Below are 20,546 nucleotides of genomic sequence, written 5' to 3'. Positions count from 1 at the left end.
ACCGACGTCACGGACCAGCGGGGGCCCGTCCCAGGGCCCGGGCCGCGTTGTCGGTGGCCACCTGCCGGGCGTACTCCCCGCCCCGGTGGGCCACCGTGGCGGCCGGGTCGGCGGTGCCCATCGGGAACGGCCAGTCGCTGCCGAGCACCAACCGGTCGGCGCCGAAGACGGACACCGCCAGGTCGACCACCGCCGCGTCGTGGGCCAGGTTGTCGACATAGAGCGCGCGCACCGCCTCGGCCGGGGTGGGCGACAGCACCGGTACGCCCGGCCGGGTGGTGGTGTGTCCGCGCTCCCAGCGCCCGACCACCGCCGGCACGCAACCGCCGCAGTGCACCAGCACGAACCGGATCCCCGGGTACCCGCCGAGCACCCCACCGAAGACGAGCTGGGCCACGGCCACCGTCGTCTCGACCGGGTTCCCCAGCAGGTTGGCCAGGTAGTAGGGCTCCAGCCGGGGATCCGCCGAGTGCGCGGGGTGCAGTTGCAGGGTGCGTCCGTCGGCGTCGAGACGCTGCCACAACGGGCGCAGCGCCGGGCCGTCCAACGGGCCGGCGTCCCCACCGGCGGCGCCGACCACCCCGGCCCAGCGGTCGTCGGCGGCGATCCGGTCGTACTCGGCGAGCGCCACCTCGGGGTGTTCGAACGGCAGGTACGCCAGCGGGGTGAGCCGGGGCCGGCCGGCGACCACGGCCAGCAGTCCGTCGTTGACCGCGCGGACCCACGCCGACGCCTCCGGTGCGGGCAGTCCCTGGCGGTAGAAGGGCGGGGGGACGCTGACGATCGCCTCGTCCAGCCCGGCCCGGTCCAGGTGGCCCTCAAGCCGGTCCGGGTGGTAGAGGTCGGCCGGGCCGACCCGCCTGCCGCCGAGCAGGGCCGCGCCGTCACCGTCGACCGCGACCCCGGGAAGGTCGGCCGGGCGCAGGTCGGGGGCGAGGTGGGCGTGCATGTCGATGCCGGGCACTGGGGTTCCTTAACGGTTGGCCCGACCGCGGTCGCGACGGGACGCGCCGACGGTACGGGGTGGTGCTGGCGTGGTCGTCCACCCCGGCACCGGGGGGACCGGGCGGGCCGCCCGGTGCGTGGGCGGCCCGCCCGGTGGCGGGTGGCGTCAGGGCCGGCCGGCGCGGTGTGCCGGCCCGGTGACGCCGGTGGTCATCTGCCGGTACTCGGGTGCCCCGGTTCCCGGGCCGTGGGCACCGCCGCGGCGTCGGTGTTCATCTTGCCGATCACCCGGTCGGCCGCGTGCTGGATGTGGACCTGCACGGCGGCTACGGCCGCCGCCACGTCCCCCGCCACACACGCGTCGAGGATGGCCCGGTGCTCGCGGACCCGCTCCTCGTTCTGCCCGGTCGGGGTGACCGTGGCGAACCGGTACCGCTCGCTGTTCTCCCAGACCGGTTCCAGACCGCGCAGCAGCCAGCGCGATCCGGCCGAGCGGTAGATGGTGAAGTGGAAATCGGTGTGTGCCCGGCGGGCGGCCGTGGCATCGCCGCGCGCGGACGCGGCGATGTGCTCGTCGAGTGCCGCCTCGGCGCGCCGGGCGTCCTCGGCGGTGAACCGGGTCGCCGCCCGCTCGACCAGCGCCGTCTCCATGGCGATCCGGGCCTCGTGGGTGTCGACCGCGTCCTCGACGGTCAGCGGCATGACCCAGGCGCCCTTGTGCTGGACCACCTCGACCAGGCCGATCGCGGCCAACCGCCGGATCGACTCCCGGACCGGGCTCATGCTCATGCCGAGCAGGTCGGCCATCTCGTTGAGCCGCAGCGGGGTGCCGGCCGGCAGCCGGCCGGTGAGGATCGCCTCGTGCAGGATCGCGGTGGCCGAGTCGGCGAGGGTGCGGTGCTGCCCATCGGCTCCACCGGCGCCGACCCGGCCGTCATCGCTGGCGTCGCTCAGGACGGTACTACGACGGGTTGTTGCCACGGTGTGCCTCCGGATAGAGCCGCTGGTGGATGCGTCCGCGTCCCGTGACTGGGGGACATGCGGTACATGATCCTGGTTCATGGGTGTTTCGGGTGATCCCACAAACGCACCGGCGCGCCCTGGAAATGGTACCAATTTCGCCGCTGTGGAATGGTGCGGGGCGATGCCGCGCTGCGTCGCCCCGCACCCGTCGGGAATCAGTGCAGCTTCGTGAGCCGCACGCGGTTGCGCAGCTCGCCGAGCCCTTCCACCCGGGTCACCACCAGGTCGCCGTCGTTCAGGAACACCTGCGGATCGCGGGCGTTCCCGATGCCGCTCGGCGTTCCGGTGAGCACCACGTCGCCGGCCCGCAGGGTCATCCCCCAACTCAGTTCGGCGATGATCCGGGCGAATGGGAAGGCCATCTGCGCAGTCGACGCGTCCTGGAGCACCACGCCGTTCACCTCGCACCGGATGCGCAGGTTCGCCGGGTCCGGCACCTCGTCCACCGTGGTCAGCCACGGCCCGAGCGGCATGGTGGCGTCGATGCTCTTACCCTTGAGCCACTGGCCGCCGTGCGCGCGTTGCAGGTCGCGCTGCGACACGTCGTTGGCGACGCAGAACGCCGCCACGTACGACATCGCGTCCGCCTCGCTCACCGAACGGCAGTCCGCGCCGATGACCAGCGCCACCTCCGCCTCGTAGTCCCACTTCGCGGAGAGTTGCGGGTCGTAGGCGATGTCGTCGTACGGGCCGACGACCGTGTCCGGTCCCTTGGTGAAGAAGGTCGGGTGCTTGGGGCGTTCCGCCGGATCCTGCCCCTCCCGCTTGCCGCGCGACTCCTCGAAGTGGTCCCAGTAGTTCCAGCCCGTGCAGAGGATGTCCCGGTTGAACCGGCGCAGCGGCGCGTCGAGCCGGACCTCGGCCAACGGCACCGCCGCGACCTGCCGCGCGGCGGCGCGGACCGAGTCCAGGGCGTCCGCGCCGCCCCGGATCGCCTCGTCGAGCCCGCCCAGTTCGGCGGGGAGCACGGCGACGGTGTCGCCGTGCACCACCCCGATCCGTCGGCCGCCCTCGGTACGCACACTGGCGAGCTTCATCAGGCGTCCTGCTCGTCGTCGATCACGCCGATCGCGTTGATCTCGATCAGGTAGTCCTTGTTCACGAACTTGGCGACCTCCACCATCGTCGAGGCCGGCGGCTCACCGGTGAAGTACTGCCGGCGTACCTCGTGGATGGCGTTAAAGTCCTCCATGTTGCGGACGTAGACGTCCACCCGCACGATGTCCTCCAGCGACCCGCCGGCGGCCGTCATCGCGGCGCGCAGGTTCTGGCAGACCTGGTGCGTCTGGGCGGTGATGTCACCGACGCCGGTGACCCCACCGGAGCGGTTGCGGGCGGTCATGCCGGACACGAACACCATCCGGCCCTGCGCCCTGATCTGGGTGGCCTGGGCGAAGTGACCGTTCGGGACGGCCAGCTCGGGGGAAACGATCTGCTGCTTGGGCATGGTCATCTTCTCTTTCCGAGGGTGGAGCTAGCGGGCGTCCGCCGGATCGGTGTACCACTGCGGCTGGGTCGGGTAGTGCGGCCCGTCGTAGATCTCCAGCAGGACGCTCTCCTCTTCGGCGAGCGTGGGCCCGTGCAGGCTGCCCTTCGGGTTCCAGTAGAAGGAGCCCGGGGTGAGGGTCAGCCCGGTGGGCACGTAGGTGTACCGGCCGCTGAGGCAGAACATGAACTGGTTGGACGCGTGCGAGTGGCGCAGCGGGATGCCGGATCCCTTGCGGAACCGGACCAGCGAGATGGACGCCTCGGTCTCGTCGTTGCGCCACAGCGCCTTGTGCGAGAGGCCGGCCAGCGTCTTGTCCGCCCAGTCCAGCTCGCCGGTCTGGAGCAGGATCTCGCGGAACCGGGCCAGCACCACGCCGCCCGGGGCGGGCACCAGCTCCTCGCGTGACCGGTCGGCCGCCTCGCCGCCGTAGTTCGACGGCTCGGAGAGGTTGTTGGCCCACTCCTGCGGGTCGACGCCGGCCGGCACCGGCGGGGCCGGCACGAGCGGCGGCAGGTCGCTCATCGGTCGCCCTGACCGGCCGCGAGGTTTTCCCCCAGGCACTTCAGCTCGACGAGCCGGCTGTGGTAGCGGGTCGTGCCGTTGTTGGTGAGCATGTGGACCTCGCCCGGCTCGCGGTAGACCACGCCGCCGACGGCCTCGTGCACCAGCCGCGGGTCGCCACCGGCGAGCGCGTCGATCCGGTTGTCGGCCGCCGCCAGCGCGATCACCAGGTACGGGTTGAGGTGGTGGTGCCAGGGCTGTTGCTCGCCAGGTTCCAGGCTGATCTCCCAGACCCGAACCTGGTCGTTCTCGAAGACCACCCGCTGGCCGACGGCGCCGAGTTCGACCTGGCTACCGTCCGGGGCGGTCGCGTGACCGTAGTTGCTCATTGTCATCCCTTTCGCAGACGAGGGTGTGGTCAGGCCGGGTCACGGGGCGGTGGGCAGCCGGTGACCCGGGCGTAGAGCTGGGCGGCCGTGTCGACGCCGGAGACCGGGTCGAACGGGACGATCGCCGCCACGTGCCCGTCCGGGCGGACCAGCACCAGCGTGTCGTTCCCGACCCCGAACCGGCGCCGCACCCGGTCGCCCGGATCGAACAGCGCCCGGTCCCGCAGCCCGGAGTCGTGCGGCGCGTCCCACCGGCTCACCACGTAGTGCCGCAGCGCGGGCGAGTCCTGCGGCGGCAGCGCCGGCACCCGGCGCGGGTCGGTGAAGTACAGCGCCACGAAGGCGTCGGCGGCCAGGTCGTGCAGGTGCACCGCGCCGGACTGGCCGAACAGCGGCAGGTCGGGGCTGCGCGCCCCGGCCAGCACCGGCAGCGGCTCGTCACCGGCGGCGACCATCGACCAGTCGCCCGTGCCGTCCACGTCGAGGCGTACCCCGAGCATGGCGCGGGTGAACGCGTTGCCCCAGTTGCCGGCGGTCATCACCCCCGGGTCGTCCGCCCGCCGGGCCATGTAGGCCCGCGCCGCCGCGGCCATCGACGCGGAGCCCTTGGTGGCGACCGGCTCCTGCTCGACCTGGTAACCGTCGAGCAGGCTCTCCTCGGCCCAGCCGCGCAGCACCCAGGCCATCCGCCAGGGCAGGTTGGAGGCGTCCAGGACCCCGGTGTTCAGGCCCAGCGCCCACATGGGCGTGATCAGGTGCGCGGCGTCGCCGAGCAGGAAGACCCGACCGTCCTGCCACCGGTCGGCCACCCGCTGGTGGACGTTGTAGATGTTGGTGCCGACGATCTCCAGGGTCTTGGTGTCCCCGATGAACCGGCGCGCCTTGTCGACCAGCTCCTCCCGGCTCGGCTCGGCCTGCCCGGCCGGCAGCGGGTAGAGGAAGCGCCAGCAGTGCGGCTGGCGGACCAGGATCATCCACTCCTTCGGGTCACCGAAGTAGGCCAGGTACGGGTAGTCGCGCGGGTTCTCCACGTCCAGGTCGACCTTCAGGTCGACCAGCATGTACCGCTCCTGGTACGTCTCGCCCTCGACCACCGCGCCGATCTGCTCCCGGACGACGGACCGGCCGCCGTCGCAGGCCAGCAGGTAGCGCACCGGTACGGTCCGCTCCCCCTCGGCGGTACGCAGCCGCAGGTCCACCCGATCCGGGTGCTGGACGAAGTCGAGCAGCCGGTGCCCCATGCGCAGCGCGCCGGGGACGGTGGCGTCCAGCCGCTGGCGCAGGATCGGCTCCAGCTCGTGCTGCGGGATGTTGATGACGAACGGGAACCGGGTGTCCTCGGTCAGGTCGCCGGTGCGGACGCTGAGCGTCTGGGTGTTGGTGGCCCGGTCCAGCTCGCCGATCTCGTCGATGCGCAGCGACCCGGCCAGCACGTCGGCCAGGGCACCGTACCGGTGCAGCACCTCCAGGGTGCGGGTGAGGACGGTGCCGGCCTTGGTGTCCAGCGACAGCCGCTCGTCCTCCTCGAAGATGACCACCGGTACGCCGTAGTGGGCCAGGCCCAGCGCGGTGACCAGGCCGACCGGCCCGGCGCCGACGATGCCCACCGGCAACTGTTCGGTCGTGCCGCTCATTTCGCGTCGCTCCTCGGGTACGCCCGGTCACGGGTGAGGGTGGATCCGGTCATGGTCGCGGCGGTCGAGAGCAGGAACATCAGCGGCCCGACCACGTCGGCCGGCGTGCCGATGCCGGTGGCCCGCTCCCAGTGCTCCCGTTCCCCGCCGGTCGGGTTGGCCTGCTGGAACTGCGGGGTGTCCACCACACCGGGGAAGACGGTGTTCACCCGGATCCGGTGCTCGGCGACCTCGGCGGCGAGCGACTTGGCGAAGGCGATCAGCGCTCCCTTGCTCGCCGCGTAGGCCGACGCCTGCGCCCGGCCGGCGGTGGCCAGGCCCGAGGCGAAGACCAGGATCGCGCCCGAACGGCGGGCGATCATGTCCGGCAGGACCGCCTGCGCGCACCAGAGGACCCCGTCCAGGTTCACCGCCAGCGTGCGGCGCCACTGCTCGGGGTCCATGTCGACCACGTCGCACCGGGGCTGCACGGCGGCACCGGCCACCAGGGCGTCGATCCGGCCGTGCTCGGCGAGCACCCGGGTCACCGCGGCGTGCACGGCGTCCCGGTCGGACACGTCCACCCGGTGTTCGTGCACCCGCCCGGCGGGGTGCAGCCGGCCGGGGGTCACGTCGAACACCACGGCCGTGCCGCCCGCGTCGGCGTACGCGTGGGCGAGGGCGGCGCCGATCCCGTTGGCGCCGCCGGTGACCACGAGCACCTCGCCGGTGGTGTCGAAACTGGCCTGCATGACTTCCTCCTCCTTCCTCGGGCCCGACCGGCTCAGCCGACGCTGCCCGGCACGGTGAGCGGCACGCCCACCCCGGCGGCGACGCCCACCAGCCCGGCGAGGACCGACGGCTGGAGCGCGACGCCCTCGCGCAGCGCCCGGTCGTACCGGTCGGCTTCGATGTCACCGGGCAGGTGGACCTGCTCCGTGCCGGGGGCCAGCGCGGAGCCGAGCACCTGGCCGGCCAGGTCGTCCACCCGGCGGGCGATCTCCTCCGCGTCCTCGGCGAACGTCTCGGCGTCCAGGGCGAGGAAGAAGTGCGCGCAGTCGTTGGGCACCGCCACGTCGGCGTAGAGGCCCTGGACCCCCCGGCCGTACGCCCCGCCGGACAGCACCCCGGTGAGCACGTCGACCATGAAGGCGAGACCGTATCCCTTGTGGGCGCCGGACGGCAGCAGGAGCCCCTTGAGCGCGGCGGCCGGGTCGGTGGTGGGCCGCCCCTGGGCGTCGGTCGCCCAGCTCGCGGGGATCTCCCGGCCCGCATCGGCGGCCAGCCGGATCTTGCCGAGCGCGGCCTCGGAGAGCGCCACGTCGAGGATCACCGGCCGACCACCCGCGCGGGGCACGCCCACCGCGAGCGGGTTGTTGCCGACCACCGCCGAGGCGCCGCCCGGGGCGGGCATCAGCGGGCGGGTGTTGGCCGCCGCGATGCCGACACAGCCGTTGCGCGCGGCCAGGTCCACGTAACGGAACGCCCCGCCGAAGTGGAACGCCCGGCGGACGGTGACCACGCCGACGCCGTACGTCTGGGCCTTCGCCACCGCCAGCCGCATCGCCTGGTCACCGGTGAGCTGCCCCAGCGCGTGGCCGGCGTCGAGCACCGCGACGGCACCCTTGTCCCGGACCACCTCGGCCCGCTCGGCCCGGCTGACCGAGCCAGCCCTGATCCGGTCGACGTACATCGGCAGCAGCATCACCCCGTGCGAGCCGATCCCGCGCATGTCGGCGTCCACCAGGGAGCCGGCGACCAGACCGGCCGCCTGCTCGGAGAAGCCCAGCGCCCCGAAGACCGAGGCGACCGCGTCGGTGAGCCACCGGACCGGGAGGTTCGGCGCGCTCATGACCGGCCCGCCCACGGCACGAAGAACCGCTCGATCGCGGCGAGCAGGTAGAACAGCACGACGCTGAGCACCCCGAGCAGGATCATCGCGGCGAAGGCCAACGCGGTGTCGGCGCTCGCGCCGGAGGCGACGATCGCGTAGCCCAGCCCCTCGGTGGCGCCGACGAACTCGGCGATCACCGCGCCGATGACGGCGAGGGTGATGGCGAGCTTGAGACCGACGAAGAGCTGCGGGACGGCGGCCGGCATCCGGATCATCCGGAACGTCTGCCACCAGTTGGTCTTCAGCGACCGGCCCAGCTCGACCAGGTCGGCCGGGGTGGAGCTGAGCCCGGCGGCGGTGGAGATGACGATCGGGAAGAAGCAGACCAGGAAGACCAGGAAGACCTTGGGGAACTGGCCGAAGCCCATCCACACCACCAGCAGCGGCGCGACGGCCACCTTCGGTACGGCGTTGAGCATCAGCAGCAGCGGGTAGACGGTCCGCTCCAGCATCCGCGAGGCGGTGACGATCAGCGCCAGCGGCACCCCGACCGCGATGGCCAGTCCGAAGCCCAGCAGCGTCTCGGCGAGGGTGACCAGGGTGTTGTCCCACAGGTAGTCGGACTGCTCGACCATGGCCTGCCCCACCTGCACCGGGGACGGCAGGATGAAGCTCTCCACCTCGAAGACGACGGTGATCGCCCACCACAGGGCGACGGCGGCCACGACGCCGAGCACGGGCGGAAGGTGTTGGGCCCAGCGGACGTCGGCGCGCGGCTTGTCGCGGCGGGCATGGCGGGCCTCGGTGACCGTCACCGTGCCACCTCCTCGGGGGTCATGAGCAGGTCGTGCAGGCGGGCGCGCAGTTCGCCGAGCTCGGCCGAGTGGCCGTCGTGTCCCAGCGAACGGGGACGGGCGATGCCGATCTCCACGATCTCCCGCAGCCGGCCCGGTCGCGGGCTGAGCACGACGACCCGGTCGGCGAGCAGCACGGCCTCGTCGACCGAGTGCGTCACGAACAGCACGGTCGAGGCGTGCTTCATCTGGAGGCGCTGGAGTTCCACCGTGAGGTCGGCGCGGGTGAGCGCGTCGAGCGCGGAGAACGGCTCGTCCATCAGCAGCACCCGGGGCTGCTGGATGAGGGCCCGACACAGCGAGACCCGCTGCTGCATGCCGCCGGAGAGCTCGTGCGGCAGGCGCTTCTCGAAGCCGGTCAGCCCGACCAGGTCGAGCAGTTCGTGCGCGCGGGTCCGGGCGTCCCGCTGGTCCAGTTTGAACACCTGGGTCGGCAGCAGCACGTTGTCGACGACCGACCGCCACGGCAGCAGCGCCGGGCGCTGGAACATGAAGCCGACGTCCCGCCGGGGCCCGTTGATCGGGGTACCGGCGACGGTTATCTCGCCGGAGGTGGCCGACTGGAGGCCCGCCACCAGCCGCAGCAGGGTGGACTTGCCGCAGCCGGACCGCCCGACGATCGCCACGAACTCGCCGTCGGCGACCTCCAGCGACACGTCGCGCAGGGCCTCCACGTCACCGGCCCTGGTGCGGAAGATCTGCGAAACGTTACGAATTCCGATCATGGTCTCGCCCCTCGCGGTGCGCGCGGCAACCGGCCGCGCGCACCGCCGTCGAAGAGGAAGTTACGGCTTTGCGATGTCGTAGACGCCGAGGTCGTCGGCGCTCGGGGTCGACTTGAGGGTGCCGGTGCCGGCGAGCAGTTTGATCATCGCCTCCACCCGCGCCCGGTCGAGCTTTCCGGCCTGCCCGCCGTCCACCAGGACGTACGGCCGCATCTCGGTGAGTTCGGCGGCGGCGACCTTCTCGTCGGCCGTCCGGTCGTGCTTCTTGAGCAACTGGGCGGCCTCGTCGGGGTGTTCCACCGCGTAGACCAGGCCCTTGACCAGCGCCGCCGTGAACTTCTCGACCTGGGCGCGGTCGCTGTCCAGCTTCGTGGCGGAGACCAGCAGGCCGTTGCCGTACAGGTCGGGCAGCTTGTCCGCGTACGGCAGCATGGTGACGGTCTTGCCGCCGGCCGCCTTCTCCAGCAGCGGCTTGCCGGCGGCGAACTGGCCGATCGCGTCCACCGAGCCGGCGGCGAGCAACTGCGGCAGCGACTGCGGCGAGGACGGGACGAACTTCACCGACTTCGGGTCGATGCCGGCCGCCTTGGCGTACGCCGGGAAGATGATCATGTTGGTGGAGCCGGAGCTGTCCGCGATGCTGGCGCCGGACAGCTTCTCCGGTGAGTCGATCGCCTTGTCCAGGGAGGCGATGCCGGCCATCGACTTCTGGTGGATGGCGGCCACCGCGCGCACCGGCATCTTCTCGTTGGCCATCGTGGTGATGACCCCGGAGAGGTCGCCGGTGCCGTAGTCGGCCTGCCCGGACCCGATCAGCTTCATGACGTCGACGGTGCCGGTGCCGGGCTTGATGGTGACGTTGAGCCCGGCCTCCTTGAAGTAGCCCTTCTCCAGGGCGACGTAGGCGTAAGAGTCCCGACCGAACGTCCCGAAGGAGGTCAGGTAGGTGACGGAGGCGGCATCGGGGGAGTCGCTCTTCTCCGAGCCACCACAGCCGGAGACGGTGAGTGCGAGGGCCGCCGCGGCGACAGCCGCGACGAGACGGTTACGACCTGACATGGGACCTCCTGCGTGGGCAGGATTTATCAAATGTCAAACTTCCCCACCCGTCAAGACCTCGTTTTGGTAACGCCGGTCGGCCCGCCACCCTGCCAGGCCTGCGGAGGGACGGGATGACGAAGCCAGGCAGTGGGTCACCCCGATCCGCGTGGACGCCGAACCCCGGCTCCGGCCGGTCTCACTCGCCGTCGGCGTCCTCGATGCGGATGCCCAACGCCCCGGCCAGGGTGTACGACAGGGCGGCGAGGTCCTGCTGGGCCACTACCGCCCCGGCCATGCTCGTCACGCCGCCGATCCCGGCCAGGACGCAGTTGGCGAACCGGGTGCCCGCCAGCGTCGCCTGGGAGAACTGCGCACCGGTCAGGTCGCAGTCGGTGAACCGGGCCCCGCGCAGGTCCGCGTTCTGGAAGTCCGCCCGGGTCAGGTTGCACCCCTCGAACGCCACGCTGGAGAAGTTCGTGAACCGCCACGACGACAGGTCCAGCCGGCAGTCCGAGACCGTCACGTCCCGCACCGACCCGTTGATCCACTGCACGCCCGTCATCCGCACCGTCGACAGCCGCACCCGCAGCAGCGACGACTTCTCCGCCCGCAGATTCGCCAGGTTCGTGCTCTCGAACAGGCAGTCGGTGAACCTCGCCCCCTCCAGCCCGGCCCCGCTCAGGTCCGTCCCCCTGAACCGGCACTGCGCGAACTCGACCCCGTCCGCCGACCGCCCCGACAGGTCGAGGTCGAAGAAGCCCAGCCGGCGGAACGTGGCCTCGTCCTCGACGACGGCACCCTCGACGGTGGCCAGCTCCAGCGACACCGGCGGCTTCGGCCGCACCGGCGCCCGCCACCGACCAGCACCACCACGCGACGATCGCACCACCATCCCCGCACGCTAACCGAGACCCCGCGGCCCGGGGGCCGCCGGGCCGGGGCGCCGGAGCGCCGGGTCACACCCCCAGTCGCGCGGCGGCGAGGGCGGTGCCCTCGACCCGGGCCCGCACCTTGGCCCAGGCGGTCTCCCGCGAGGTCGACACGTCGTCGCCGAACGGCGCGAACCCGCAGTCGTCGCAGGTGCCGAGCCGCTCCGGCGGGATGTGCTCGGCGGCCCGCAGCACCCGGTCCCGCACCTGCTCCGGGGTCTCCACCGCCGGGTCGATCGGATCGGTGACGCCGACGAAGACCGTCTGCTCGGAGCCGACGTGCTCGGCGATCGTCCGCAGCACCCGTTCCTGGTCGGGCTCGCTGGCGAGCTGCACGTAGAACACCCCGGCGTGCAGCGCGAACAGGCTGGGCAGCAGCTCCGCGTAGTCGACGTCGGCGCTGTGCGTCGAGTCCTGGTCGCCGCCGGGGCAGGTGTGCACCCCGATCCGGGCCCGTTCGGCGGGGGTGAACCGGTCCAGGACCCGGTTGTTGAGCGCGACGAACGAGTCGAGAATCCCCTTGGACGGGTCGAGCTTCACCGAGAGCCGACCCTCGGTGAAGTCGAGCTGCACCCGGTGCGCGCCCGCGTCGAGCGCGCCCCGGATGTCCGCCTCCGCCTCGTCGACGAGGTCGTCGAGGAACGCGTCCCGGTCGTACCCCGGGATGCCGTCCTGGGGGTAGAGCAGGCTCAGCGCGGACGGCGCGATCACCGCCTGCTTGACCGGCACGCTGGCGTGCCGCTGCGCGGTCCGCAGGTACTCCGCCGCGTGGGTCGCGTAGCGGAACGGCCCGCCGGTCAGGCGGGGCAGCCGCCGGGTGTGCCCGTCGGCGAACGGGATGACGACCCCGTCCGGGGCCAGGTTGCCGAGGCCGTCGACCGGGTACGTGGCGAAGCTGGGCTTGCGCTGCTCCCCGTCGGTGACCACCGGGGAGCCGAGTTCCTCGAAGCGGGCGACGGTGTCCCGCACCGCCCGGTCGTAGAGCGCGTCGAGCGCGGCGTGGTCCAGCCGGCCTGCGGCGTGCTCGGCGAGGCCGGCGAGGAGTTCCGGCGCGCGGGGCATACTGCCGATCGGTTCAGTAGGAAGGCCCATGCCCCGAAAACATAGAGACGAACATAGATCAATGCAACATCCGTCCGCGAAGGTGCCCGGCCGGCGGCGGCACCCGGTCAGGGCCGGTCGGTGAGCCGACCCTCCTCGGCGAAGAGCGTCCAGACGCAGGCGGTCGAGTGATCGCGCCAGGGGACGTAGGACGTCCCGGGCGAGACCGCCTCGATCGCGTCGAGGAGTCGCCGCACGGTGCCGGCGACGAAGAGCGTCGCCCCGCGCCCCGCGACCGCGCCGGCGCGCAGGTACGCGGTCTCGACCCGGAACCTGATCACGTCACCGGCGCGGATCTGCTGGGTGCCCTCGCCCCTGAGGTTGAACCCGAACAGCCCGGAGAAGCCGTCCGGGGCCGCCCGTTCCCCGGAGCCCGGCCCGACGCCGGCGAGACCCACGTTGGTGGGCCGCGGCATCGGCGCGGCCTGACCGACCGGCGCGTAGGCGTTGCCGGTGAGCCGGGCGGCCCCGGCCGCAGCCGCCGGCAGGCCACCTCGGACGGTCATCCGGGTCGGCTGCCCCGACCCGTCCAGCAGGTCGGTCCGGCCGGTCGGCGAGCCCTCGTGGTCGAAGGGCCGCGAGTGCTGCCCACCGGCGGCGTGGGCGTCGTCGACCAGCACGTGGCGCAGCGGCCCGGCGGGCCGGGGCGCGTCGGGCCGGTCGAAGAGGTCGTTCGCCAACACGCGCAGCAGGGCGGCGGTCGGCCTGGGGCCGAGCAGCAGCGCGCCCCCGGCCTGCCGCCGCGGCTCGCGCCGCCCGTCGGCCGCCAGCGTCACCGCGCCGCGGAGCGCGGCCTCCGTCAGCAGGTCGGCCACCGGTAGCTCGGCGATCCGGTTGCCGTGCCGCGCCGCCCACAGCCGGGTCCGGCGCTGCCCCTGCCGGACCTCGACCAGCAGCCGGGCCTCGATCCGGGTCAACGAGAAGGTCCGTGGGGCGTGGTCGGACCGGGCGAACACCTCGGTGTGCTGTTCCTCGACGATCAACGCGTCGGCGACGGCGACCCGGATCCCGAGCCGGTCGCCGACCGCTTCGGCCGCCTCGCGCACGGACCGCCAGAACGCGGCGAGCGGCCCGTCCGGATCCCGCATCCCGTGGTCCACGTACCGCTGGTCGTCCCAGTCGGCGTCCGGGTGCAGAGCAGCCGCGTCCCGGTAGGGACGCCCGTACCGGAGCATCTCGCGCGCCTCGGCGAGGGTGCCCGGCGCGGTCGCGGCGGACAGGTGGTCCACCCAGAGATGCACCTCGCGGCCGTCGCGGGCCAGCCGGACCAGCGTCGGCGCCGCGCCGGTGACGGCCGCGCCGGAGCGGACCCGGCCGGCGGTGATCCGGTGCTTGCGGCGGCTCATCCGCGACGTGCGGACTTCGAGGGCCTCGCCGGCGCGGGCCGCCCCGGACAGCGAGCCGGCGGCGCGCAGGGCGGGCGGCGGCGCGTCGCTCATCTCAGCACCACCAGTCGGTGCTGTCGAAGCGCATGGTCGGCGAGTACAGGCCGATGAGCACGGACTGCCCCTGCTTGCCGCACGTCACGTTGTCGCCCTCGACGTCGTCGGCGATGCCGACGAGCCTGCGCAGCGTGCCCCGGGCGTCGCCGTGGAGGTTGACGTCCCTGAGCGGCTGCCGCCCGCCGCCCGGCGTCAGGTAGTAGCCCTCGGCCGCGGAGAAGCAGAAGTCCCCGCGCGCCGGGACGGTTTCGCCGGAGCTGAGCGCCAACACGTAGAGCAGCCCCTCCGGCGGCACCTCGCAGAGCCGGTCCACCCCGTCGGGGCCGGGGAGGACGACCGTGTTGGTGGCCCGGGGCAACGAGGCCCTCGTGTAGTCCTGCCGCCGGCCGTTGCCCGTGGAGCCGGCCGCGTCCGGGTACGCCGCGAGCAGGTTCGTCAGCCGGCCGACCAGGACCCCGTCCTGGACCAGCGTCGTACGGGCGCCCGGCTGGCCGTCGTCGTCGACGCCCAGGCTGCCGATGCCGCCGGGTACGCCGGCGTCGTCGACCAGCCCGAGCGGCGCGTCGCACAGCGGCCCGTCCGTCATGGCCGACACGAGGTGGGTGTGCTTCTCGAAGTTGTCGGCCTCGACGGCGTGCCCGATCAGCTCGTGCAGAAGGGCCGCGCCCGCCTTCGGGGCGAGCACGACCGGGGTCCTGCGGTGTCCCAGGTTCCGGGCCGGGAGCAGTCCCCGCGCCCGGCGGACGGCGTCCCGGGCGATCGCGTCCACGGACTCGACCAGCTCGCCGACCGGGGTCTCGGCCCCCCAGTCCGGGCGGCTCCGCCGCGTGAACGAGCGAGCCACCGTGTCCGCGCCGACGGCGGTCGCGGAGCAGCGCTGCCGGCCACCGGACACCGGCGACGCCGCCCGGACCCCACGGGTGTCCACGACGACGCGGTACCGGTGGAAGAAGTCCTGGATCAGGTCCAGCCGCACCGGCTGCGCCCCTGCGCACCACCGACCGGCGAGACCGGCATCCGCGACCGCCGGCCAGGGGGACGGCGGACCCGGGACCGACCGGAGGCGCGGGATCGCCGGCGGGACCCGTGGACCCGTCGGGCAGACCAGCGCGAGCTGCCGGGCCAGGGCCTGCGGCTCCGCGAGCGGCGCGGAGCCGAACCACCACGAGTCGCGGTACCGCAGCAGCAGGCCCACCCCGGACCGCCGGGCCAACACCGAGCCGGTCTCCACGGCCGCCCCGTCCCGCACCGCGCAGTCGAGCCGGATGTCCGCAGTGACCTCGACGAACGCCTGGGCGTACTCCGCGCCGAGGCGCGTGCCCTCCCCGCACCAGTGCTCGGCCACCCCGAGCAGCTCGTCCGTGAGCCGGTCGGCGTCGGTGGTCAGCGTCACCGGAACAGGTCCCTGGAGACCAGCCCGCGCTGGTGGAGCAGGGCCAGCAGGTCCCGGGCCCGCTGGGCGCCGAGTGGCTCCTCGGCGGCGGTGGACACCCGCGCCGACAGGTGCACCGCCGCATCGACGATCTCGTCCTCGTCGCGGCCGTTGCTCAGCGCCCAGACCAGCGCGACGTCCGGCTTCACCACCACCTGTCGCTGGAGCTCGTTGTTGAGCAGCACGCCCTCGGTCAGGTGGATGGTGTTGTAGTGGGGATTGCGGCGGTACGGCCCCTTGCCCAGTTCCCAGAACGGCCACTCGGCGACCGCGGGGCTGTTCCAGCCGAGCAGTTGCGCCGCCGCCATCAGGGTCTGCTGGAAGGCGACGAAGTCCCGGAAGGCCGCGTCGGAGCCGGGCCGCGCCCAGGCGCCGCACTGCCAGTCGAGGAACTGGTCCCACGGGAAGGCGTCGCCCAGCGACCGGCGCAACTGGCGGTGCACCCACTTGGACCCGAGATAGAGATCCCCCGACGCGGTGCTCACCGCCTTGCCGGCACAGACCATGACGCTCTGCCCGACCAGGCCGGCGGACGCGTGGTCCCCGTCCTGCCACGCCCCCCGGAGGTCGGACAGGTCCCCGTTGGCCCTGAGCGCCCAGGTGGACAGCGCCATCTGCCGGAGCCGGTCCTCGGCGGCGGCGAGCGCGCCCAGCAGCCGTTCGAGCTCCGGCGACGTCTTCACCACCTCGATGTCCCGCATGCGGATGAGGAAGTCCAGTTCCCCGTCGGACAGCGCGCCGTGCCGGAGCCGCTGCCGCGAGCTGTCCCAGCCGGCGAGCTTGCGCAGCGCGCCGTCCACCCAGGAGATCGAGTAGTCCTCGATGTCGACGCGTACGTCGCCGACGCGCCTCTGCCGGGCGGCGCCGTCGTCGACGGCACCCGACGACAGCACGAACACGTCGACGTCGCTGGTCGGGCTGCCCAGTCCGGCGGTCAGGCTGCCCGCCAGGTAGACGGAGTCGACGTGGGTCTCCTGGGCGACCTCCTGAGCGGTGGACATCGCCTTCGCCAGCTTCTCTTCGCGGTAGCTCACATCAGTCCCTTGAAGCTCGGGGTCGGGGTCGGGGACGCGGCGGCTGGCCGCGCCCCCGAGCTGTGCCTTACACGTCCACCACGTCCACGACGTCGGCCACGTCGACCACGTCCGTCACGTCGACCACGTCCGTCACGTCCACGACGTCGGCCACGTCGACGGCGTCCACGGCCTCGGCCTCGACCTGGTCAGCGACCTCCGCCTCGACGTCACCGAACTCCTTGATGTCCTCCATGCTGTTCACCTCCCCCATGGGATCGATGGCAACCCCGCCTGCGGGCAGGGAGATCGAGGTGCGGACCTCGGCTTCAGTCCGAAGGGCGACGACGCAGCGCGAACCGCACGACCAGGACCCCGGCGGCGGCCCAGCAGGCCCCCGTGACCAACTCTGCGAGCACGCTGTCGGCGAGGTGGCCGAGGCCCGGACCGGCCCGTACGGAGGACATCAGGTGGCTCAGCGGGAACGCCGACGCGGCGGGACGCAGCAGGCCCGGAAGCTGGGCCGGGGCGAGCAGCACGCCGGAGAAGAGGATCATCGCCAGCACGGCGATGTTGGGCCACAGGAAGGTGTCCCGGACGCGCAGGTTGAGCCCGGCGACCACGAGGCCAGTCCCGAAGGCGCTGACCAGCGCGAGCAGCAGAAGGACCGCGAACACGTCGATGGGCAGCAGCAGGTTCCGGTACAGCGCGGAGCAGACCAGGTAGGTCAGGAAGCCGCTGACGAAGCCGTCGGCGAGGTGCGGGAGGGCCCGCTGGCACACGGCGCCCAGGATGTTCTGCGGGGAGGCCAGCCAGATCGGCATGGTGCCGAAGTTGCGCTCGTTGCCGACGGCGAGCGCCATCCCGTAGATCACGGCGTGGGCGCCCGCGAGCAGGCTGGTGCCGACGAGCGTGGGCCCGAGCGGGGCACCGTAGTGCGAGGTGGTCGCGGTGAAGGCGACCGCGATCCCGATCGGCCGCACGATCCGGGAACTCAGGTAGCCGAGCGGGTTCAACCAGGTGAACAGGGCCCGGTAGGACAGCGCGGCGCCGCGCAGCAGATCGCTCATCGTCATGCCTCCAGCGACAGGGACTGCCGCCGCGCGGACCGCTCCAGCAGCCGGATCAGGCCGACGACGGCGACGGCGGCGACGACCGACAGCAGGCAGCCGAGCAGCAGGTGGCCGGTGCCACCGCCGCGCACCCAGGCCATCACCTGGCTCTGCGGCAGGACCCAGGCGGGGGCGCGCAGCACGGCGGGCAGCGCGGACACCGGCGCCAGCAGGGCGCTCAGCGAGAGCACCAGCCCGACGATGCCGTTGGTCATCCCGGGCGAGAACGGGAAGCGCAGCACGACGAAGCCGAGCAGCCCCATCACCGACGTCGTGGCGACCGCGAGGACCGCCGTTCCGACGAGCCAGCGGGGCCAGTCGAACCGGGGCGCCAGCCCCCACATGGCCACCAGGAAGACCAGCGTCCCGGGGATCGAGAGCAGGGACTGCACCCCCATGCCGAGCAGCCGGCCCAGGACGATCGGCGCGAGCCCGCCCGGGCTGCCCAGCGCCGGTTGCAGGGTCTTCCAGCTCTTCTCGGCGAGAAAACCCAACGTGACCAGCACGACCAGGGCGTCGAGGATGCCGAGGCCGGCGACCCCGACCGCGAGTTCCGCGTCGGTCCGGCCGCCCCGGTAGCTGTGCAGGACGTACGCGAAGACGCAGGGCAGCGCCACACCGGAGAGCAGCGCCAGCGGGCTCAGGCCCTGCATGCGGAGCTGGTCGACGGCGGCCCGCAGCGCCGTTCTGACCATCATGGCCGGCCCGCCATCTCAAGGAACACCTCTTCCAGCGACGGCGAGCTGACGGAGACGTTGGCCGCCTGTGCGCCGAACCGGTCGAACGCCCACCGCACGGCCTCCGCCCCGGAGCGGACCCGCAGCCGGGTCACCCCGTTGTCGTGCGCGACGTCCAGCAGGCCCGGACACGACCGGCAGTCCGGCGCCGGCACGTCGTCGTTCCAGACGATCTCGACGGTGTGCCCCAACCGTTCGGCGGCCCGCACCCGAAGCTGCGCCGGCGTCGCCTCGGCGTGGACCGCGCCGCCCTTCATCAGCACCACGAGGTTGCTGAGGTCCTCGGCCTCCCGCATGTCGTGGGTGGTGAGCAGGACGCTGCGGCCGTCGGTGGCCAGCTTCCTGACCAGGGCACGCATCGACCTGGCCGACTGCGGGTCCAGGCCGGCGGACGGCTCGTCGAGGATCAGCACCGGCGGGTCGTGCAGGAGCGCCCGGGCCAGGTGCACCCGCTGCTTCATCCCCCTGGAGTACGTGCCCACCAGGTCGCCGGCGCGGTCACCGAGGTCCACCAGGGACAGCAGCTCCTCGACCCGCCTGTCGAGCGACCGGCCGCGCAGCCCGTACATCAGGCCGAAGAAGGTCAGGTTCTGCGCCGCGCTCAGCCGCGGGTACAGGCCACTGTCGCCACCCAGGCTGACGCCGCAGGCCAGGGCGGCGCGGCGCCGGTGGCGGGCCACGTCGTACCCGCCGACGGAGGCCTCCCCGGAGGTCGGCACCAGCAGGCCGGTCAGCATGCGGACGCTGGTCGTCTTGCCCGCGCCGTTCGGTCCCAGGATCGACACCACCTCACCCCGGCCCACGGTGAGGTCCAGGCCGACGACCGCCACCCGGACGTTCCCACCGCGATCGGTGAACTCACGCCTGAGACCTCGGGTTCGGATTCCCGGATCCTTCTCCATCACCCTGTCCTCAATCCGCCGAGGCATTGCGTCGGCTGGTGGTCGATCGGTGGCTCCGGGCACGTGCGGTGGTTCGCCCGGGGCGGCCGGAACCGCTCGGGCGCCGGCGACGGGATGCCCGGCGGCCACCCCTGCGGCCCGCCACCCGGGGCACGGGCGTCCGCTCGCCGCCGCGCCTCAGCGCCGGTCGGCGGCCACCGTGCCCGTGCGGAGGACGATGCCGGCCCGGGAGGGCTTCATCGCCTGGTTCTCGCGCACGAGCCTGAGGTCCCACCCGAGACGTTCGTAGAAGCGCGGGACGAGACCGTCCGCCACGAGCGGCCCCCGCCCGTCGATTTCGAGGCAGTACTTCACGATGTTGCGCCCGTGCGGCGCGGTCCACCGGACGTAGCCCTCCAGCGCCCGGAGCTGGTCCCCGGCCGGCACCTCCTCCAGCAGGCCGGAGCTGAGCACCAGGTCGAACGGCCGGGGCCGCGCGCCGAGGACGAGGAAGTCGCCCTGCTCGACGGCGAGGCGGACCCCCTGCGCGGTCGCCGCGTCCCGGATCCGGGCGGCCCCGGAGGACGTGTACTCGATCGCGGTGACGGCGTACCCCATCCGCGCCAGCGGTACGGCGTACCGCCCGTTGCCCGACGCGACGTCGACGGCGGTCGCCGCCCCGCGCGCCGCCAGGAACTCCTCGGCCAGCTCGACGACCCGCTCCGACGGCGGGCCGAAGTCCTGGTCCCGCTGCGCCCAGAACTCGTCCCACCACTGGGCGGGGCGCGACGGGTCGGGCGGCCACAGCGCGACACGGGTCGTCATGCGCGGGCTTCCGCCGGCGCCCGTCCCGACGCGCCCCGGACGACCGCGAGGGCCTGGCGCACGACGTCCTCGACCTCCGGCCCGGTCATCGGCTGCATCCGGGTGTCGCCGGCCCCGCCCTCGTGCAGCCAGCTCTCGCTGGTCGTACGGTCGAACCAGACCGCGCGTTCCTTCATCACCGGGCCGCGCAGGATGACCGTCACCGCCGACGAGTCGGCCGCCAGCGAGTGCACGACCGTGTGGTCGAGGGTGTAGATCTCGCCCGGCTGGACGACCTGGACGCAGGTCGGCTTCAGGTCGGGCGGTGGCGCCACCTCATCGTGCCAGGGGCCGTAGAGGTACTGGGTGTATCCGCCGCGGAGCATCAAGCTCGTGAACGTCCACCGATGGTTGTGCGGCAGGTCCAGGTACCGGTCCTTGAACAGGTGCAGCCGGAGCCGGACGCCGCTCGCCGGGTCGTCGAAGAGGACGAGCTTGTCCAGGCTCCTCAGGTGCTCGCACCTCGCGGCGAGGTCCGGCCGATCGGGCACCTGCTCCAGCAGCTCCGCCAGCGCGCCGCCCGCCGCCAGCTCGGTGAGCACCGCGGACGCCTCCGGGTGGACGCGCTCGGCGTCGCCCCAGTCGATCCCGGCGATCCGGCGTTCCCAGTCCTGCATGTCT

The 20,546-nt window shown here is 73.0% G+C and carries 23 protein-coding genes; all 23 read right to left on the bottom strand.

Translation table 11 applies throughout. The annotated features are described in order from the left end of the window. Nucleotides 1-7: 7 nt before the first annotated feature. The 23 genes from C5N14_RS14910 to C5N14_RS14800 all read right to left on the bottom strand — a co-directional run bounded on the left by C5N14_RS14910 (nt 8) and on the right by C5N14_RS14800 (nt 20,542). The gene (locus C5N14_RS14910; RefSeq protein ID WP_117668693.1) at nt 8-964 is read right to left on the bottom strand and encodes an amidohydrolase family protein; all 957 of its coding nucleotides are present in this window, start codon (nt 962-964) and stop codon (nt 8-10) included. A gap of 191 nt (nt 965-1,155) precedes the next feature. Next, nucleotides 1,156-1,926 carry a GntR family transcriptional regulator gene (locus C5N14_RS14905; protein ID WP_207892744.1) on the bottom strand — a complete coding sequence of 257 codons (771 nt, stop codon included), beginning with the start codon at nt 1,924-1,926 and terminating at the stop codon, nt 1,156-1,158. A gap of 197 nt (nt 1,927-2,123) precedes the next feature. After that, nucleotides 2,124-3,005 carry a fumarylacetoacetate hydrolase family protein gene (locus tag C5N14_RS14900; protein WP_117668691.1) on the bottom strand — a complete coding sequence of 294 codons (882 nt, stop codon included), beginning with the start codon at nt 3,003-3,005 and terminating at the stop codon, nt 2,124-2,126. Beyond that, entirely contained in the window at nt 3,005-3,415 is a 411-nt protein-coding gene (locus tag C5N14_RS14895; RefSeq protein WP_117668765.1) for a RidA family protein, read from the bottom strand. The genes C5N14_RS14900 and C5N14_RS14895 overlap by 1 nt, the downstream gene beginning before the upstream one ends. A 27-nt stretch (nt 3,416-3,442) precedes the next feature. Further along, entirely contained in the window at nt 3,443-3,979 is a 537-nt protein-coding gene (locus C5N14_RS14890; RefSeq protein WP_207892743.1) for a cupin domain-containing protein, read from the bottom strand. After that, nucleotides 3,976-4,347 (bottom strand): hypothetical protein, encoded by a 372-nt coding sequence (locus C5N14_RS14885; protein ID WP_117668690.1) that lies wholly within the window; start codon nt 4,345-4,347, stop codon nt 3,976-3,978. The genes C5N14_RS14890 and C5N14_RS14885 overlap by 4 nt, the downstream gene beginning before the upstream one ends. Before the next feature lie 29 nt (nt 4,348-4,376). After that, entirely contained in the window at nt 4,377-5,981 is a 1,605-nt protein-coding gene (locus C5N14_RS14880) for an FAD-dependent monooxygenase (protein ID WP_117668689.1), read from the bottom strand. Next, nucleotides 5,978-6,712: an SDR family NAD(P)-dependent oxidoreductase gene (locus C5N14_RS14875; protein WP_117668688.1), complete on the bottom strand. Its 735-nt coding sequence runs from the start codon at nt 6,710-6,712 to the stop codon at nt 5,978-5,980. The genes C5N14_RS14880 and C5N14_RS14875 overlap by 4 nt, the downstream gene beginning before the upstream one ends. A gap of 32 nt (nt 6,713-6,744) precedes the next feature. Continuing rightward, complete coding sequence (locus tag C5N14_RS14870) at nt 6,745-7,812, bottom strand: Ldh family oxidoreductase (protein ID WP_117668763.1); 1,068 nt, start codon at nt 7,810-7,812, stop codon at nt 6,745-6,747. Beyond that, a complete protein-coding gene (locus tag C5N14_RS14865; RefSeq protein ID WP_117668687.1) occupies nt 7,809-8,609 on the bottom strand; it encodes an ABC transporter permease in 801 nt (266 codons plus the stop codon). Before C5N14_RS14865 ends, C5N14_RS14870 begins: the two co-directional genes overlap by 4 nt. Then, a complete protein-coding gene (locus C5N14_RS14860) occupies nt 8,606-9,373 on the bottom strand; it encodes an ABC transporter ATP-binding protein (RefSeq protein ID WP_117668686.1) in 768 nt (255 codons plus the stop codon). The genes C5N14_RS14865 and C5N14_RS14860 overlap by 4 nt, the downstream gene beginning before the upstream one ends. 60 nt (nt 9,374-9,433) lie before the next feature. Then, on the bottom strand, nt 9,434-10,432 hold the full coding sequence (locus C5N14_RS14855) for an ABC transporter substrate-binding protein (protein ID WP_117668685.1): 999 nt from the start codon (nt 10,430-10,432) through the stop codon (nt 9,434-9,436). A gap of 178 nt (nt 10,433-10,610) precedes the next feature. Continuing rightward, entirely contained in the window at nt 10,611-11,306 is a 696-nt protein-coding gene (locus tag C5N14_RS14850; RefSeq protein WP_117668684.1) for a pentapeptide repeat-containing protein, read from the bottom strand. A gap of 64 nt (nt 11,307-11,370) precedes the next feature. Continuing rightward, entirely contained in the window at nt 11,371-12,435 is a 1,065-nt protein-coding gene (locus C5N14_RS14845; protein ID WP_117668683.1) for a cobalamin-independent methionine synthase II family protein, read from the bottom strand. A gap of 77 nt (nt 12,436-12,512) precedes the next feature. Next, nucleotides 12,513-13,883: a metallopeptidase TldD-related protein gene (locus tag C5N14_RS14840; protein ID WP_117668682.1), complete on the bottom strand. Its 1,371-nt coding sequence runs from the start codon at nt 13,881-13,883 to the stop codon at nt 12,513-12,515. Nucleotide 13,884: 1 nt separating this feature from the next. Then, nucleotides 13,885-15,279 carry a TldD/PmbA family protein gene (locus C5N14_RS14835; RefSeq protein WP_165878118.1) on the bottom strand — a complete coding sequence of 465 codons (1,395 nt, stop codon included), beginning with the start codon at nt 15,277-15,279 and terminating at the stop codon, nt 13,885-13,887. Then, the gene (locus C5N14_RS14830; protein WP_117668680.1) at nt 15,276-16,352 is read right to left on the bottom strand and encodes a nucleotidyltransferase domain-containing protein; all 1,077 of its coding nucleotides are present in this window, start codon (nt 16,350-16,352) and stop codon (nt 15,276-15,278) included. Before C5N14_RS14830 ends, C5N14_RS14835 begins: the two co-directional genes overlap by 4 nt. 67 nt (nt 16,353-16,419) lie before the next feature. Next, on the bottom strand, nt 16,420-16,605 hold the full coding sequence (locus C5N14_RS32165; protein WP_117668679.1) for a hypothetical protein: 186 nt from the start codon (nt 16,603-16,605) through the stop codon (nt 16,420-16,422). Between the two features lie 55 nt (nt 16,606-16,660). Further along, nucleotides 16,661-17,407, bottom strand: coding sequence for an ABC transporter permease (locus tag C5N14_RS14820; RefSeq protein WP_128763586.1), 747 nt, complete (start codon nt 17,405-17,407; stop codon nt 16,661-16,663). Beyond that, a complete protein-coding gene (locus tag C5N14_RS14815) occupies nt 17,404-18,141 on the bottom strand; it encodes a hypothetical protein (protein ID WP_128763585.1) in 738 nt (245 codons plus the stop codon). Before C5N14_RS14815 ends, C5N14_RS14820 begins: the two co-directional genes overlap by 4 nt. Further along, nucleotides 18,138-19,010, bottom strand: coding sequence for an ABC transporter ATP-binding protein (locus C5N14_RS14810; protein ID WP_165878117.1), 873 nt, complete (start codon nt 19,008-19,010; stop codon nt 18,138-18,140). Before C5N14_RS14810 ends, C5N14_RS14815 begins: the two co-directional genes overlap by 4 nt. 249 nt (nt 19,011-19,259) lie before the next feature. After that, entirely contained in the window at nt 19,260-19,886 is a 627-nt protein-coding gene (locus tag C5N14_RS14805) for a bifunctional 2-polyprenyl-6-hydroxyphenol methylase/3-demethylubiquinol 3-O-methyltransferase UbiG (RefSeq protein WP_117668675.1), read from the bottom strand. Continuing rightward, nucleotides 19,883-20,542 carry a hypothetical protein gene (locus C5N14_RS14800; RefSeq protein WP_117668674.1) on the bottom strand — a complete coding sequence of 220 codons (660 nt, stop codon included), beginning with the start codon at nt 20,540-20,542 and terminating at the stop codon, nt 19,883-19,885. Before C5N14_RS14800 ends, C5N14_RS14805 begins: the two co-directional genes overlap by 4 nt. Nucleotides 20,543-20,546: the final 4 nt, after the last annotated feature.

The organism is Micromonospora sp. MW-13 (assembly GCF_003434305.1).
In the GTDB taxonomy this organism is placed as follows: Bacteria; Actinomycetota; Actinomycetes; order Mycobacteriales; family Micromonosporaceae; genus Micromonospora.
The sequence above is the reverse complement of the archived record's forward strand: the minus strand, read 5'-3'. Positions and strand labels throughout refer to the sequence as shown.